Here is a 17,660-nt window from a genome sequence, read left to right as displayed (position 1 = left end):
GCGCTCAACCCACCCTGCTCTATCGAAATGACATTTTTTTTAAACCTTTTTTTTACTGATTCAATCCAAAAGCTTCCCAGCCCGATGCTGTAACGCGGGTACAGGTCATAGCCTGGGTGCCGTTTTCGCTTGAGATGAATTTGCCGTTGTTGCCACGAATGGTGACTTTGCCATCTGTAGTAACTATCCAGTCAAACTTTTCCCAGTCGCTTGGGGTAGTGCGGTTACAGGTTATGGCTTGCGTGCCATTTTCTGATGACACATATTTGCCCATACTGCGCAGGTAGATTTTGCCCGCGCCGGCGTCAAGCACGGTGAAATGCTCCCAGTCGCCTGCGGTGGTGCGGGTACAGGTCATGGCTTGAGTGCCGTTTTCGCCGCTTACGTATTTGCCATTAAAGCCTTTGAGCGAAATTACTGTGCCTATTGGCGGCGCTGTTGGTGGCGGAGTTGTAGTACCGCCCGTAATAACTGAATTCATAGCCGAAAGCAGGGAGTTAGCCCCCGAAGCGTCTCCACCCAAATCCCAGATCATCAAACCGCCGGCCTGGTTAAGTGCCAGCGTGGTTTTACTTTTAATGGTTGGGATACCGTTATAGCCAAAAGTTTGAAAGGTATCTGAATTAGGACTGCCGCCGGCAGCCAATACATCAACATAGTTTTTGGTTGAATAATCATACCGGTTATCCCTTGCATAAAACGGAACACCCAAAATAGTTTTAGCAGCAGGCAGACCGCGACCAGCCCAGTAGTTTAAACAATCAACCGCCGATTGATAAGTGGAGTGCTGAAAGTTGTTATCGTCATAATCCATCACGTTGATCCAGTCAAGAATGGAGAACATGTTGGTAGTAACATAGCTTGCTCCAACCGAAATGGAGGCAATGGTACATACCTTGCCACCGTTGTGCATAGCCGTTGATAACTCCTGCAGTAATAAATAAAAATTATTGGTTTCGGTGCCTGCCGATGGAAATTCCCAGTCGATATCTACACCGTCAACATTATACTGGTTACAAAAGTTAACCATATTGTTAACAAAGGCGGTGCGGTAACCGGCATTGGCTACAATAGGATGGAAGGCATCCCCGCCACCTCCACCGCCGACAGAAATAACAACTTTCACATTATTGTTATGTGCGTTTGATACAAGGGCGGTGAATTTTGAAAGGTTATCGAGCGGGTTTAGCCCACCGGTATTGGTTGGGGTAAGAAAAGCATAATTAACGTGGGTTAATTTGCTGTACTGTACCGTATTTACATCTCCCTGCCAGCTGGGCAGGTAACCTATCACCTTAAATGAAGCAATAGGTACGGCATTGTTAACGGAAACCGGCTTGCTGCTGTTGTCGGTGTTGGAATCGCCGCCGGTTTTAAATTGGTTCATGTTGTCCTTTTTACAGGATGATAGTGCTGTAATTGCGGCCAGGATCAGGCCAAGGAGATAGGAGTTAAATTTTGATCTCATAAGTTAAGTTTGTTAAGTGGTTTTTGATGTATTATTTGGTTTATAAATAAGCCGGGGAATAAAACACAAACCTGTTAACCAAAATCATGATACTTATGAATATCATATACTAATATCAGGAAAGGCGCGTTAATAGGTGCAATAGATGTTTTTGTATGAGTAAAATTATACAAACATCTTATTATAAATACCTTATAATAACCTCAATACGATTCAATCACAAGCGCAGTAGTGCTTTTGTAGTGTGATCCCAAGGGGGAAAATCCGTCTTTCCAAGGAAGAAATATTTTTGTGATACGCTTAACTCACAGTTTATATATCATTATAAAACTGGAACATGCGGGGATTTTGCAAATCGCTTATCCTGTTAAAACCAGATAAGCGGGTGCCTGATAGGTATATTCCGGATAACTTCTTCAACCTGAGGGTTATGATCAAGTTTTTGCCACGTTGTTAGCCATGGATTTTCATGATAAGCGTTGGCGCCAAACAGCAGGAAAGGCTGAGCAACAGGCCAGTTATCCCAGTACATTACATCGGGTTTTAAAGTCCATTTGCTTTTATCTGCAACAAAAGGATAAATATAGGAGATGCCTTTTTTAATAGATTTGCCGTCCGCTGTTTCGAAATTCCATAAGTTGTCCTGTGAGGTTGAAAGGATCTGGCATAGCATGGTCATCGCATCAAGGTTAAAAATAGAGTAACCATAGGGTTTGGTACGTTCCAGCTCTAAAGGGAAGCTACCATCGGTACCCATCTGCCGGGGAAGCAATATGGTTTTGTACCGGGATCGTAATGAATCAAGCACAACCGTATTATCGCAAAGTTTGGCAAAGGAGGCTACCTGCATGGCCCAGCAAGTGGCGTGGTTGTTTTTTACATCTCTTTCCTGCATGCCAGGTTTGCTGGTCATGAGCCAGTTGGTATATTCGGCAAACCATTTTTTAACGCCCTTGGTGGTTTCTGCATCCATCGCCTTTTCCATAACAATAATACCCTGCGCAACCTCCATCAGGTGGATGGTATCGATAATGCCGTAATTGCGACCGGTGAACTGCCCTTTAACCGCTTGTGCAAACCAAAGACTTGGGTTCATCATGGTTTCGGGATCAATAAACCAGGCTTTAAGATGGATGACAGCCTGTTTAACATATTTTACATCGCCGGTTATTTTATAAGCCGATGCCAATGCGCCAATGATCTTGCTGAAACAGATCATGGCTTTGCGGTGCTCTACAAAGTTATCGGGGTTGCTGAGACCATCGCGATTGATGTAAGGACCGTCAGGATTTTTAGGATCAGGCCAGAAATAATCGGCTTCCGAAAAAAAGTCATGCTTGCCGCCTGCGCTCCTTGGAGAGGATGATGCTGTAACGGTAACCGGCTGCTGCTGCATGGCCCAGGCAGCTTCGGTCATGATTTGTTTTTTAAGGGTTTGCTCTGCGGTTTTTTCGGTTGGAGACTTATCTGGTTTAATTTGTTCGGGCGTAAAGGCAAGTTGCGAAAGAGTTGTTACGACAATTAATGTTGCAGCAAATAATTTTTTCATGGCGATGGTTTATTATGGTGCCAACAAGATAAGAATAGCCCAGGGAATTGGATTGGTATTTTTAGTGTGTAGGGGGGTGCAGAGGCTTTTTTTCACGATAACGTTGAAGTAAAAAACTTTTAGGGAGAATTCTTCATTAGGATTTGCGGACTCTGCAACGCAAATGGCATAACTATTGATTAAATAATCTACACCTGTACGTAAAAAGCGTTATTTAACCATAAAATTATGGTTAGGCACTATAAACAATATGCCAACGTTTTTTATGTTTACGCAAATTCATTAAACATGAAAACTCTAAAAACATCTTTATTAGCACTTACTATAGCTGTTTTAGCTATCACGACCCAAGCCTGCAAAACCAAAAAAGCCGTTGTGCAAACACCGCCTCCGGCGCAGCCAGCACAACCTGCAACACCGCCGCCAGCTCCGAAGCCAGCGCCAACACCTCCACCGCCGCCTGCTCCGGCTCCGGAAAAGCCTGATTATAATTTCACCAATATCCAGTTTGAGTTTAACTCGGCAGTGTTAAAAACCGCTTCTTACCAAACTTTAGATCATATTGTTAAAGAACTGAAATTAGACCCGTCGGCTAAGTTTATTTTAAATGGAAATGCATCTGCCGAAGGCACTGCAGAGCACAATCAATCTTTATCAGTTGATAGGGCAAACTCTGTGAAATTGTATTTAGTTAACAGTGGTGTTAACGGCGATAACCTGACTGTAAAAGGTTGGGGCGAAAGCAAGCCGATCGCCGACAACTCTACTGAAGAAGGCCGTGTGCTTAACCGTCGCGTTGAAGTAAAATTAGCTCAGTAATAGAATATTTTAATAAAAAAATGAAAGGCAGCTCAATCGGGCTGCCTTTTTTGTTGGGTAAAATTATTCGGTGCTATTAACCAACTGAAAAATAGTGAATAGATGATGAGCCTCATGCAGCACAAAAAACTCGGCCCATTTTAAAATAGTAAGCTTCTCATGTTTAGGGTGCACTCCACTACGAGACAGTTCTGTTTCATTAAGCGCCGATAGCAGATTGATGATGATCGTCTTATGCGAAAATGAAGAGTTAGTATAAAATAATGTATTGTTTCAAGTCATAATATTTGGTAATTTTATCATTACCATAAACCATCCAAAAGTATCAGCACCAGTTGCTTACTTGATATTTGCCTGAATCGTGTACACTATGTTAAGGATCCTGTTTTTATATTATTTGCTGGCTTCGACACTTTTATGCACAGCTCAAACTAAAATAGTGGGTCGGGTTATTAACGTAACCGATAAAATGGGCATCCCTAATGCCAGCGTATTTTTAAGTAATGCTACTATCGGTGCAAAAACAACACAAGAGGGAGCATTTATACTTAATGCCGTTAAAAGCGGCAAGTACGAGCTTGTGGTTTCGGTTATCGGGTTTGCAACTTATAAACAAACAATAAACATTACTGAGGGCAACATATTGTTACCCGATATTGCCTTGTCGCCAATAATATATGCTTTAGAAGAAGTAACTATTAAGCAAAGTTCTGATCCCAATCGCGCCAGGTATCTGTCTGTTTTTAAAGAGCAGTTTTTGGGCAAATCCGAACTGGCAAATCAATGTAAGATACTGAATCCAGAAATACTTGATTTTGTTTACGATGATAATACAGAGACTTTAACCGCATCGTCCGCAGATTTTTTAATAATCGAAAATAACGGGCTTGGTTACCGGATAAGGTATTTGATCACAAATTTTACTTACAGCGATAAAGATCTATCGGCGAAAAAACTGCATTACGAAGGCTATATATTATTTGAGGAATTGAATGGAAAGCAGTCGGAGGAAAAGGACTGGCAAAGAGCGAGGCTCCAGGTTTACAAGGGGTCGGCCCTGCATTTTTTGCGATCCCTTCAAAGCAAACACTTGGATGCCGAAGGATTTCGGGTACTGCAAATCGTTAATCCGCAACGCGGGGAGAAAGCTAAATCAAAGATCAGTCCTATACTATTGAATTTTTCTTTAAGCGAGAATGAGATAATGAGTAAAACAGATCAGTCTGGCGTTTATGCACTGGGTTGTGATTTTGATTCATTTCACATAACCTATAATGAAGATCACCGTTTTTCGAAACGCGGGCAAATGAATATTATTGATAACCCTGCAAATCGCGATATTACCATTTTAAATTTTAATACACCTTATGCCTTATTTGATCATAATGGTGCCTGGCTCGATCCCAACAGCATATCATATAGAGGAGCATGGGGTAATGGACGTGTGGCCGAATTACTTCCGGTTGATTATATTCCTCCAGTCATACAATCCAACGCGAATAAGGGCGGGCTTACCAACATCGTAAACAAATTAAAAGATTACAAATCAGAACATATTGTTGAAAAAGCGTATCTGCATTTTGATAAACCTTACTACGCAGCCGGCGATACTATTTATTTTAAAGCTTATGTAACAGTCGGCGACCGGCATGAATTATCGGATATAAGTGGGGTGCTGCACGCCGAACTTATAAACGCATATAGTAAAATAGATCAATCAATAAACCTGCAAATAAAGGATGGCGTTGCCTGGGGCGATTTTGCCTTACCCGATACGTTGCCGGGAGGACACTATCGTATACGGGCATATACGCGATGGATGCAAAACCAGGACGACTATGGTTATTTTGATCAGGAAATAAAAATAGGACCTATCAATAATAAGATAACTGAAAGTGCTACAGAGGCTCTGCCGCCAGTTACTGCGAATAAAATAGATTTGCAGTTTTTTGCCGAAAGCGGCAACATGATCACAGGCGTTTCATCAAAAATAGCTTTCAAGGCGGTTGGTGTTAACGGAAAGGGGGTAAGTGTTCGTGGTATTATTATCGATAATGATAATAAGGAAGTAACCACTTTTGCATCTTCACATTTGGGAATGGGCTTCTTTTATATTAAACCTGAGCCCGGAAAAAATTATAAAGCCGAAATTAATTATGCCGACGGCACAAAAAATACTATCAACCTTCCTGAAGTGAGGGAAAATGGCATTAACTTATCGATCAACAACAGTGAAATTCCAAGGGCTGTGGTTAAAATAGGCGCCAGTGACGCCTTTTACAGGCAACATAAAGGAGAGGAGCTTCCATTGTTAATTTATTCGGGAGGCACAATAGCAACTATTGCATGTAAATTAGATAGCCAGCAGATAGTGCTTGATATTTTAAAGCGGCGTTTGAAAACAGGAATTGCCGCTATTACCTTATTCTCTGCCGATAATGAGCCCCTTTGTGAACGCTTGATTTTTATTCAGAATTATGATCAATTGAGCCTTAATGTTAAAAGCGATAAAACAAATTACAAAAAAAGAGAGCGTGCGGGCATCAGAATAAATGTCAAAAACAGGGCCGGCGACCCTGCTATCGGCCATTTTTCGGTATCGGTGATTGATGAAAATAAAGTGCCGGTAAATGAAAGTGCTGAACATACCATATTAACCAGTCTGTTATTAACATCCGACTTAAAAGGTACGGTAGAACAACCCAATTATTATTTCATCAATATTAATGATGAAACTCAAAGTAATCTTGACCTTGTAATGCTTACCAATGGTTATCGCCAGTTTGAGTGGAAGCCACTTTTAAACGATAGTTATCCGCCCATGGCCTTTCGGCCCGAACAGGGGTTAAGTATCAGTGGTAATGCAAAAACGTTGTGGGGAAAAACGCTAAGCAGCGGAACAGTATCATTAGTTTCATCTGCACCAGGCGCACAGTTGCTAAGCGTGCCTGTGGGCGGTGATGGCAGTTTTAAGTTCAGTGATCTTCTTTTTACAGATTCCGGCAAATTTATCTTACAGGCTGTGAACGGAAAAGGAGCTAACACAACTGTGCTAACCTATAAAAAAGAGGAGGCACCAGTGGTAATGCCTTTGAATGGCAATACGCAGTTGGATGTTAATTTATCTATGAGCAGGTATCTTGAAAACAACAGACTGAAGTTTGATGATTATCTGAAATACAATAAAGTTAAAATGCTAAAGCAGGTAAATATCAAAGCCGTTAAGCGTAATGATAATTATAGGTCTTCGGCATTAGGAGGGCCAGGGAACGCCGATTTGGTAATACATATGGCTCAGCTTCCGGTAACGGGGTCGTTATCTACCACAATTTCGAGCAAGCTTCGGGGGCCCTACGCAAGAAATATAATGAGGGGCAGTTTTAAAGGGTTGGTGATTTTAGATGGTGTACCTTTCTCAGATATGGATCTTATAAATGTATACGACGTTGAAACGGTAGAGCTGTTTTATGGCCCAAGCGCAGCAATATATGGGGTAAGAGGCGGAGGTGGAGTTGTTGTGGTAACCACGAAAGCCGGAGGAGGGCTCAGTTCCAAAGATATTTCATCGACAGGCATCCTGCCAATTACGGTACCCGGTTTTTATAAGGCGCGGTTATTCTATTCGCCAAAGTATGAAAGCCTGGAACAGACCGGTAACCGGCCCGATCTTCGAAGTACCATTTATTGGCAACCGGAATTAACAACAGATAAGGATGGCGATGCCTCATTCAATTACTTTAATGCCGATGGAGAGGGGAGTTACAAAGTAGTTATTGAAGGAATAGACGAGAATGGCAACCTGGGACGGCAGGTGTATAGGTATAATGTCCAATAAGACATTCGACTTATATCGTCTAAAAAAAATATAATACCGAGAACGTGAGGATGGCCCCTGAGAGGCTTGAAAGTGAAGTCTTCTAAGTTATGTAATGGAACCACGCACAGAGTAAAAGAGTACTCTCAATGCCGGCGCAATTTCCCGACTTACTCGTTGAAATAAACGCGTCGTTTAATCTAAGCTCCATTTATCACAAAAATGATACGATTTTACCAATGATTGAGCCGTTTTGTGTAAAATGATTGTTTTAATTTGGAACGTGCAAAATTGTTCGTTGTGCTGTATGTTCAAGCATGATAGCTCCGGCCATTTTTAACCTTCCTGCTTTTATTGAAAACATAAATTTAACCAGCTCTGGCGCAGGTAATTTAATCGCCTATGAATAAATATAAACTATATGCCGGTTTATTTTGCACCGGTGCAATAGCGCTTGTTTCAGCTGCGTGGCAAATTAAAGCCGTAAAGCAACCCGGGCAGCAGGCAAGGAAGCGCCCCAACATTATCGTCATCATGGCCGATGATCTGGGTTTCTCTGATATTGGCTGTTATGGTGGCGAGGTTAACACACCCAATATCAATTATCTTGCTCAAAACGGTATCCGGTACAGGCAGTTCTATAATACATCGCGTTGTTGCCCAACAAGGGCGTCCTTACTTACAGGTTTATATAATCAGCAGGCAGGCATTGGTAAAATGACCGACGCTGAGGACGAGCCCGGTTATCTTGGCCATATCACTGATAATGCGGTTACCCTGGCCGAAGTGTTGAAATCTGCCGGATATCACACAGCTATGTCGGGTAAGTGGCATGTTTCTAATACCAACGGCCAGTCCGACGCGCAGGATCAGATGGCCTGGCTAAACCATCATAAAAACTTTGGCGATTTTTCGCCTATCAGCCAATATCCAACCAGCCGCGGATTCGAGAAGTTTTTCGGTACCATTTGGGGCGTAGTTGATTTTTATGATCCGTTTAGTTTGGTTAGCGGTACTACACCTATTAAAACAGTCCCCAAAAACTACTATCATACAGATGCTATCAACGATACAGCCGTAGCTTATATCAAGGGTTATGCTAAATCGTTAAAGCCGTTCTTTTTGTACGTTGCCGAAAATGCCCCGCACTGGCCATTGATGGCAAAGCCCGAGGATATTGCCAAATACAAAGACACCTACAAAGTTGGCTGGCAGGCCATCCGCGAAGCGAGATATGAAAAAATGGTGAAGCTTGGCCTCATCGACCCAACAAAAACTAAACTGTCCGACCGCTGGAAAAGCGACCTGCAATGGGAAAACAACCCCGATAAAGATTGGGACGCCATGGCGATGGCTGTTCATGCTGCCATGATCGACAGGATGGACCAGGGGATAGGCCGCATCATTAAAACATTAAAAGAAACCGGTCAGTTGGACAACACGCTTATTGTTTTCCTGTCGGATAACGGGGCCAGTGCCGAAAACTGTGCCGCTTATGGTCCGGGCTTTGATCGCCCTAATGAAACCCGCGACGGGCGGAAAATAGTTTATGCTACAAAAAAAGAAGCTTTGCCCGGACCGGAAACCACCTATTCATCTATAGGCCCCCGTTGGGCAAATGTGGCCAATACTCCGTATGAATATTGGAAAGCCGAATCATACGAAGGTGGCATCCATACCCCGATGATCGCTTTTTGGCCAAATGGAATCGCTGCCAATAAAGGTGGCTTTAACGATCATGTAGGCCATGTGATGGATTTCATGAGCACATTTGTTGAGCTGGCAGGGGGTAAGTATCCCAAAACCTATAAAGGACACGACATTCCACCGACTACGGGCATTAGTCTGGTGTCAAGCTTTAAAGGCAAACAAACTCCCGGCCATGAGGATCTGTTTAATGAACACTTCGGTGCCCGGTACGCACGTTCGGGGAACTGGAAACTGGTATCGCTGAGTAATGATACTACCTGGCATTTGTATGATTTGTCTCAAGACAAAACCGAAACAACTGATCTGAGATCAAAGCATCCGGAAAAGGTGCACCAATTAGATAGCCTTTGGCATACCTGGGCAAATACACACCAGGTTTTTCCGAAACCGGGCAATAAAAGCAAATAATAAAAAACCGACAATAAATTAAAACCAAAAAGTAAAACGTAGTTTATGAATCGCATTTTCAAAAAAACGTACCTGCTCGTTTCCGGACTGGCAGCATCGTTTGTGGCACAAACAGTGTTAGCTCAGGATAAGATGCCATCTTATCCGCTGATCACGCACAACACTTATTTCAGCATCTGGTCAAACACCGATAAACTGAATGAATCGACCACCAAACACTGGACAGGTAAAGACCAATCGTTATTAGGCCTTATTAAAGTTGATGGTAATTACTATCGTTTTATGGGGGCATCGGCCGTTAATTACAAAACAGTTTTAGCTGCTACCGACGAAAAATCATACAGCAGCCAGTACCAGGCCGAAACAGCACCTGCCGATGGCTGGGAAAAACCAGGCTTCAATGATCAAGGCTGGAAAAGCGGAGCTGCACCATTTGGTGATGAGCGCGCAAGCAAAGGCACCGACTGGCGAGGTAAAGATATTTGGGTTCGTCGTAAATTCAACATTGCCGAATTGCCGAAAGGCCGTTTGATGTTGAAGATCTATCATGATGATGAAGCCGAGGTATACCTGAATGGTCAGCAGATTGCTGCTGAAGGCGGTGCTAACGGCGATTTTGAAACTGTTGCGTTATCAGCCAGTGCAAAATCAAATTTAAAGGTGGGCGAGAATGTTTTGGCTATCCATTGCAAAAACACCGGTGGTGGTTCGTTTATTGATGCCGGTCTTGCCGAAGAGGTATTGAGCAAGGATGACGAAGCCGTTAAACTGGCCGAGCAAACCAGCGTTAAAGTTACTGCTACCCAAACGGTATATAACTTCAAAGCGGGTGAGGTTAACCTGAAACTTACTTTCACTTCGCCATTAGTTATGAGCGATCTGAAATTGTTTGCTACCCCGGTATCATATATCACTTACCAGTTAAAATCAACCGACGATAAAGCACATGATGTTCAGGTTTACCAGGGTGTATCAAGCAATGTTGCTGTAAATACGCCTTCGCAGGACGTTACTGCATCAAAATACAGCCAGAATGGGCTTAAGCTGTTAAAAGCCGGTACTGTTGAACAACCCATATTACAGAAAAAAGGTGATAACCTGCGTATTGACTGGGGCTATGTTTATGTTGCTTCATCAACTGCTGGTGCTAAACAATATATCACTCCGGAAGGTGATGCTGTATCTGCCTTTATGGGGGCTCAAACCGGTACTGCTTCTTCAACCGGCAAACAGCTAATGCTGAATACCGTTTTGCCGTTTGGCAAAGTGACAGCAACTCCTGTATCTAAATTTATTTCGGTTGGGTATGATGATATCTATTCCATCCAATATTTTAAAACCAATTTAAGGCCATGGTGGCGTAACACCGCGGGCGCTACTATTGAAGGTGTGTTAAGCGACGCTACAAAGAATTACGCCAAAGTAATAGGTACTTGTATTAAAACGGATGCTAAAATATACCAGGATGCTGTTAAAGCGGGCGGCGTGGAATATGCTAAACTGTGCGTTATGGCTTACCGCCAAAGTATAGCTGCGCATCAGCTGGTTAAAAGTCCGCAGGGCGATCTGTTGTTCCTCTCAAAAGAGAATTTCAGCAACGGCTCGATCAATACGGTTGATGTAACTTATCCTTCAGCACCAATGTATTTGCTTTACAACCCTGAGCTGATGAAAGGTATGCTGACCGGTATCTTCTATTTTAGCGAAAGCGGTAAATGGAACAAGCCTTATTCATCGCATGATTTAGGAACTTACCCATTGGCTAATGGTCAAACTTATGGTGAAGATATGCCTGTTGAGGAAAGCGGTAACATGATCATCCTTACTGCCGCAATTGCCAAAGTTGAGGGCAATGCTAACTACGCAAAAAAACATTGGAAAACATTAACCATCTGGACTGATTATCTCGCCAAAGCTGGTTTTGATCCGGGCAACCAATTGTGTACCGATGATTTTGCCGGTCACCTGGCGCATAACGCCAACCTATCGGTAAAAGCAATTGTAGCTATTGATGCTTATGGCGAGCTTGCCGGTATGATGGGTGATGCCGCTACTGCAAAAAAATACAAGGCGATGGCTAAAGATATGGCCGCTAAATGGGAAGAAAAAGACAATGCAGGCGATCACTATGCTTTAGTTTTTGATAACAAAAACACCTGGAGCCAGAAATATAACATGGTTTGGGATAAAGTATTAGGCTTGCATCTGTTCCCGCAAAAGGTTTACGATACCGAGTTTAAATACTATTTAGCTCATCAAAATCAATTTGGTTTGCCATTGGATAGCCGTAAAACCTACAGCAAAAGCGACTGGATCCTTTGGACGGCAACCATGACCGATAACAAAACAGATTTCAATGCTTTAGTTGCTCCGGTTTATAAATTTGCTACCGAAACCTCATCGCGTGTACCACTTAGCGACTGGCATGAAACTACCAACGGTAAAATGGTAGGTTTCCAGGCCAGGAGTGTTGTTGGCGGTTATTATATGAAAACTTTAAGGGATAAGTTGGCGGCGAAGTAATAGCTGATAATCCACTGATTTAACAAAGGGCTCGCATTTGCGAGCCCTTTGTTGTTAAATTATATTTGTTCTGTTCGGATGGTGAAAGTTACCTGGAAAATAAACTTCGACCAGTACAAGTACCACTTGGCATCATCCCTCACTTTCTCCTAACATTACAATCATCATAATTTGATATCCAATAATTAGGTTTTATGATTACTTTCATGCTTCGTTAGCTATAATAATTCCTATGCCGTTCCCTTTGAAAAAAATATTGGTTAAAACGCTTAAAATAAGCGTGATTACTATTGTGAGTTTATTGCTGTTAATGTTCCTGCTGCCGTACCTGTTCCCGGAAACGGTAACTCAGAAAATAAAACAATGGGCGGCGGGCAGTGTAAACAGTAAGCTTTCGTTTTCAAGCACGCGCTTATCATTCTTTAAAAAATTCCCTTCGCTAACCCTTACGCTTAATGATTTTGTGCTGAATGGCAGCGTACCTTTTCAGAATCACACACTGATTTCGGCTAAAGAAATTTCACTGGCTATTGATCTTTCATCGGTGTTTAAAAGCAAGATCAATGTAAATAAGATCTATCTCGACCACGCCCTGATCAATATCCAGGTTGACAGTGCCGGTAAAGCCAATTATAACGTTTACAAATCATCGCCTCCAAAGCAGGATAACAAAGCCGACACCGCCAGCGCATCGCTAGGGATTGAACAGATCCTGATCGAAAAAAGTCATTTGGTTTATGACGATCGCTCACTGCCCATGCAGATCAACGCCCGGGAGCTTAACTACAAGGGCAGAGGCGATTTAAGTAAAGATATCTTCGACCTTTATAGCCATGTAGATGCCGTTTCGGTTGATTTTTATTATGCCAACAAAGCTTATGTGCTTAAGAAAAAAGTAAATGCTGACCTGGTTACCAGTATCAATACCAAATCACTGGCCTTTGCTTTTCAGAAAAACGATCTGCTTATCAACCAGCTTCCGGTTAAGTTTAAGGGCCGGTTTGAGTTTTTGAAAGATGGGTACGATATGGATTTCAAGATCAGGAGCGATCAGAACGACCTTGGGGATGTTTTTACAGCTATCCCCGACGAATATGCCAAATATGTTGACAATATGGATATCAACGGTAACGGCATCATCCAGCTTGACCTTACAGGCAAATACATCGCCTCAAAAAATATCATGCCTAACCTGAGCATCAGCATGAAGGTGCGCGACGGTTTCATCGCCAATAAAAGCACGCCAGCCCCGGTTAAAAATTTGTACCTGAATATGGATGCCAGTTTGCCTGGTCTTAACCCCGATAGCTTAACCCTGAATGTCGATTCGGTTTATTTTAACATTGGTAAAGATTATTTCGGCTCGGTATTAAAAGTGAAAGGGATTAAGTCACCATATATTTATGCCAAGGTGAATACCGAGATTGACCTGGAGCAATGGTATAAGGTTTTTGGAATTAAGCCATTCCAGGTAAAGGGGAGGTACGGTTTACATTTATTGGCCGAAGGCAAATACACAACAGGTATTAAAAAAACAGGCTTAAGGCAAAAGGTAGATACTGTGATTACAAGTATTCCTCAATTCAAACTCAAGTCAACATTCCGGAACGGGTATTTTAAATATACCAAACTGCCGCAAGCCATCAATAATATCAGTTTTGACCTGGATGCCGCCTGTCCCGATCATAATATTGCCAACGCCACTATGGATGTGCGCAATCTGAACGTTAATGCACTTAATAATTACATCAAAGGCTACCTGAAACTCAGCAACAAAGCCGGCGCATTGATTGATGCCGGTTTGAATGCCAAGTTCCATTTAGATGATATCAAACAGTTTTACCCGGTTGATAGCATTGATTTTCGTGGTGATTTTGATGCTAATCTGCAAAGCAAGGGGAGGTATATCCCTGCCCGCAGGATCTTCCCGGTTACTAATGCCGAGATCAACCTGAAGAACGGTTACATCCAAACCAAATACTATCCGCACCCTATGCAGAATGTACAGGTGAGCGTGAATATATTTAATAATACAGGTTCATTAAAAGGCCTTAAGGTGAATATCAAACCGGTGTCGTTCAACTTTGAAGGGCAGCCATTTTTGCTGAGGGCCAATCTCCGCAATTTTGATGATCTTGATTACAATGTAGCCTCACGTGGTAGTTTGGATCTAGGTAAAATTTATAAGGTGTTCGCCGTAAAGGGTTACGATGTAAATGGATTTGTAAGCACCAACTTTAAACTAAAAGGCAGGCAAAGCGATGCTACCTCGGGCCATTATGATAAACTGGACAACTCAGGCAGTATGAAGGTGAAGAACATCAAACTTACTACCGAGTTGTTCCCGAAACCATTTTTTATTACCAATGGTGTATTCAGCTTTAATCAGGATAAAATGAAGTTCGACCAGTTTAAGGCTAATTACGGTAAATCAATAGTAGTGCTTGATGGTGCTTTATCCAATGTGATAGGTTATGCTATGCAGCCAAATTCGCCACTGAAAGGGGAGTTCAACCTGAAGAGTGATTTGATTGTTGCCGATGATTTTATGGCTTTTGCAGGTGTGCCTGCGTCTGCCAAACCAACCAAATCATCAGGCGTAATACTGGTGCCATCCAACCTCGATCTTAATTTTGCTGCTGATGTTAAAAAGGTAAAATATAGCGGTTTGGATATCAGCGACGCCAAAGGCGCAATGAATATAACCAACGGACAGATTTTACTTAAACAAGCCGGTTTTAGCCTGATAGGCGCACCTGTTGTTATGGATGCTACTTACGGCAGCATTAATCCGCAGAAAGCATTTTTTGATTACCACATTAGCGCCAAAGAATTTGACATTCAACGTGCCTACCGCGAGATCAAATTGTTCCATGATATGGCTACGTCGGCAGAGCATGTGCAGGGCATTGTATCCTTAGATTATAAACTGGCCGGTAAACTTAACAGCGATATGAAGCCTGTTTATCCGTCATTAAAAGGCGGTGGCGTACTTTCTGTAAAACAAGTGAAAGTATATGGATTGAAGCTACTGAGTGCTGTAGGCAAACAAACCGGGCATGACAGCGTTGGCCATGGTGATGTGAAAAAGGTTGATATTAAAACTACTATAGCCAATAATATAATGACCATCGAGCGTACTAAAATGCGCATTGCCGGTTTCAGGCCAAGATTTGAAGGCCAGGTAGGGTTAGATGGTAAGCTGAACCTGAAATTCAGGCTGGGGCTGCCACCTTTTGGTATTTTCGGCATCCCGATGACGATCACCGGAACCCAGGATAAACCACTTATCCATTTAGGCAAGGGTAAAAAAGAGGATGAGCTGAAAGAAACCCAGGACGATGAATAGAAGCGGGTTGAGCGGCCTGATGAATGTAATATAGTTAACACGCTGTGGTTAGTTAACATTAAAGTAACATTGAAATGCTTCTTTTGTATGCTCTTTTGACGCTTTAGTGGTTAAAGAGTGGCTTCTTTAGCTTGATGATCACCCAGCTCAATTTTCAGATATGATTAAATGCTTTGCCAGGCTTATTCAAATAACGCTGTATCTGTTTTTATTAATAGCTGATACAGCGGCTGTGGCTCAATCAAACAAAACTGACCGGTTCCAGGAACTGCAATTACAGGCCCAGCAGCATCCCGATTCGGTACTCATCATTCTGAAAAAGCTCCACGCCGATGCTGTTCAGGATAACGATAACCTTAAAGCCGGTATGAGCCTGCAGCAAATGGGGCAGATCTGTTTTAACCAGGGCCATTATGCGCAGGCCCTTGATTTCTATTTACATGCCGATAAGGTATTCGGGCAAGTTGGCAATAAAGATCTCCTGGCAGAAAATTGGGGTAAAATGGGAATCCTGTATTATTACAACAGGCAATCAGATAAATCATTCCAGCTATACAAGAGGGCGCTGACTTTATATAAGGTAACTAATAATAAAAAAGGCCAGGCCGAGATCTTTGGTGCTATTGGCCACCTTTACGAAAAGCACCATAAATACGATAGTTCCTTTTATTACCAACGCCTGGCCCTAAGCAGCTACAAGCGCATTGGTGACGATTACGGGCAGGCAAAAATATATGAGAACCTTGGCAGTATTCATGAGGACCTGGCAAATTATGATTCATCATATTCCTGCTTTAAAAAATCGTTAGAGATCTATAACAAGTACAATAACGAAGTAGCCAGTATTGAGGTGATCAATAATATAGGCGATATTTTGCGGAAGACTGGCAAGTACGAGGAAGGGATCGTACAATCGCGCAAAGCTTATGCATTGTCACTGAAAACAGATAACCTGTACCAGTTGGCAGCCTCCTGCCGTGACCTGGGCAAATCATATCAGCTCCTCCACAAGCTGGATAGCGCTTATCATTACCTCGAACTCAGCCGCAAATACTCGCTTGAGGTTTACTCGAGGGAAAGCATTAAACAAACTTCATTTTTGCAGGTGATATATGATATGGATAAAAAAAGCGATGAAATTACGCGCCTTAACAATATCCGCAAAACCAACCAGATAGTTACCATCGCCGGTATCACCATTTTTCTGCTGCTTGTTATCCTGGGGTTTGTTACCTTCAGCAGGCAGCGTCTTAAAATACATGATCAGCGTGTTTTGGCCGAGCAAAACAAATCGATATTTGAAGCACAGCGCGATTTAATGGAGCTGGAATTGAAGAATAAACAACTGGAAGAGGAAAGCCTTAAACAGCAGCTGGAACTTAAAGGGCAGGAGTTGTCATCCCATACTTTAAACCTCATCAAAAACAATCAGCTGTTGGAAAGCATGCGTAATACCCTGCAGGATATGGTGAAAGAAGACAAACGTGACCAGAAGCGGCAAATGCAGCAAATTATCCAGCAGATCAACCAGAGCTTTAATCATGAACAGCACTGGAAAGAATTTACACTTGCTTTTGAACAGGTTCACCAAAGCTTTTTTGATAAACTGAAACAGCGGAGCAATGATCTTACCTCAACAGATCTGCGCCTTATAGCCCTGCTTAAGGTTAATATGGATTCTAAAGATATTGCAGGTTTATTAGGCATTTCTATTGATAGTTTGCGGGTGGCCCGTTACCGTCTAAGGAAGAAACTTGACATTGACCAGGGAGAAAACCTCAGCACCTTTATACAGGCCCTGTAATCCAAAAACTCGTATTTTTCCGCCTTTTCGCCGCTTAACATTGGCTTAATGTAACGGTAACTGAATGATAATGGAGGTTTTTGTTTTTGTTATTTAATTGAAAATCAATTAATTGCATTTTTGTGTTGACGGTGCGTATACGCCTCATGTAACGCTGTTTCCTTTTTGTAACGCTATGTTTTAATGTAAGTACCGGTGGTTTAAACACCTTTGCCC

9 protein-coding genes are annotated in these 17,660 nt (G+C 42.4%); 6 read left to right on the top strand and 3 right to left on the bottom strand.

Translation table 11 applies throughout. The annotated features are described in order from the left end of the window. Window positions 1–52 precede the first annotated feature (52 nt). Together AC1DUD_RS20830 and AC1DUD_RS20825 are read right to left on the bottom strand one after the other, a co-directional pair. On the bottom strand, window positions 53–1,468 hold the full coding sequence (locus AC1DUD_RS20830; RefSeq protein WP_477377899.1) for a glycosyl hydrolase family 18 protein: 1,416 nt from the start codon (window positions 1,466–1,468) through the stop codon (window positions 53–55). Between the two features lie 367 nt (window positions 1,469–1,835). Further along, entirely contained in the window at window positions 1,836–3,017 is a 1,182-nt protein-coding gene (locus AC1DUD_RS20825; protein WP_477377897.1) for an alginate lyase family protein, read from the bottom strand. 288 nt (window positions 3,018–3,305) lie between these two features. Between AC1DUD_RS20825 and AC1DUD_RS20820 the strand changes: the two genes are divergently transcribed. After that, the gene (locus tag AC1DUD_RS20820; protein WP_121812668.1) at window positions 3,306–3,836 is read left to right on the top strand and encodes an OmpA family protein; all 531 of its coding nucleotides are present in this window, start codon (window positions 3,306–3,308) and stop codon (window positions 3,834–3,836) included. Window positions 3,837–3,899: 63 nt separating this feature from the next. Here the strand turns inward: AC1DUD_RS20820 and AC1DUD_RS20815 are convergent, their stop codons facing one another. Continuing rightward, window positions 3,900–4,052, bottom strand: a complete 153-nt coding sequence (locus AC1DUD_RS20815) for a hypothetical protein (RefSeq protein ID WP_477378110.1) — start codon at window positions 4,050–4,052, stop codon at window positions 3,900–3,902. A gap of 154 nt (window positions 4,053–4,206) precedes the next feature. On the opposite strand from AC1DUD_RS20815, the gene AC1DUD_RS20810 reads away from it, so the two are divergent. The 5 genes from AC1DUD_RS20810 to AC1DUD_RS20790 all read left to right on the top strand — a co-directional run bounded on the left by AC1DUD_RS20810 (window position 4,207) and on the right by AC1DUD_RS20790 (window position 17,444). Further along, window positions 4,207–7,671 (top strand): TonB-dependent receptor, encoded by a 3,465-nt coding sequence (locus AC1DUD_RS20810; protein ID WP_477377894.1) that lies wholly within the window; start codon window positions 4,207–4,209, stop codon window positions 7,669–7,671. A gap of 381 nt (window positions 7,672–8,052) precedes the next feature. Then, on the top strand, window positions 8,053–9,768 hold the full coding sequence (locus tag AC1DUD_RS20805; protein ID WP_477377892.1) for an arylsulfatase: 1,716 nt from the start codon (window positions 8,053–8,055) through the stop codon (window positions 9,766–9,768). Between the two features lie 45 nt (window positions 9,769–9,813). Next, window positions 9,814–12,291 carry a glutaminase family protein gene (locus AC1DUD_RS20800; protein WP_477377890.1) on the top strand — a complete coding sequence of 826 codons (2,478 nt, stop codon included), beginning with the start codon at window positions 9,814–9,816 and terminating at the stop codon, window positions 12,289–12,291. A gap of 232 nt (window positions 12,292–12,523) precedes the next feature. Beyond that, on the top strand, window positions 12,524–15,640 hold the full coding sequence (locus AC1DUD_RS20795; protein WP_477377888.1) for an AsmA family protein: 3,117 nt from the start codon (window positions 12,524–12,526) through the stop codon (window positions 15,638–15,640). A 160-nt stretch (window positions 15,641–15,800) separates the two neighbouring features. Further along, window positions 15,801–17,444, top strand: a complete 1,644-nt coding sequence (locus AC1DUD_RS20790; RefSeq protein ID WP_477377886.1) for a tetratricopeptide repeat protein — start codon at window positions 15,801–15,803, stop codon at window positions 17,442–17,444. The last annotated feature ends 216 nt before the right edge of the window (window positions 17,445–17,660 follow it).

The organism is Mucilaginibacter sp. P4_A11, from assembly GCF_056402535.1.
Note: the sequence above shows the minus strand (reverse complement) of the source record. Positions and strands in the feature narration are given on the sequence as shown.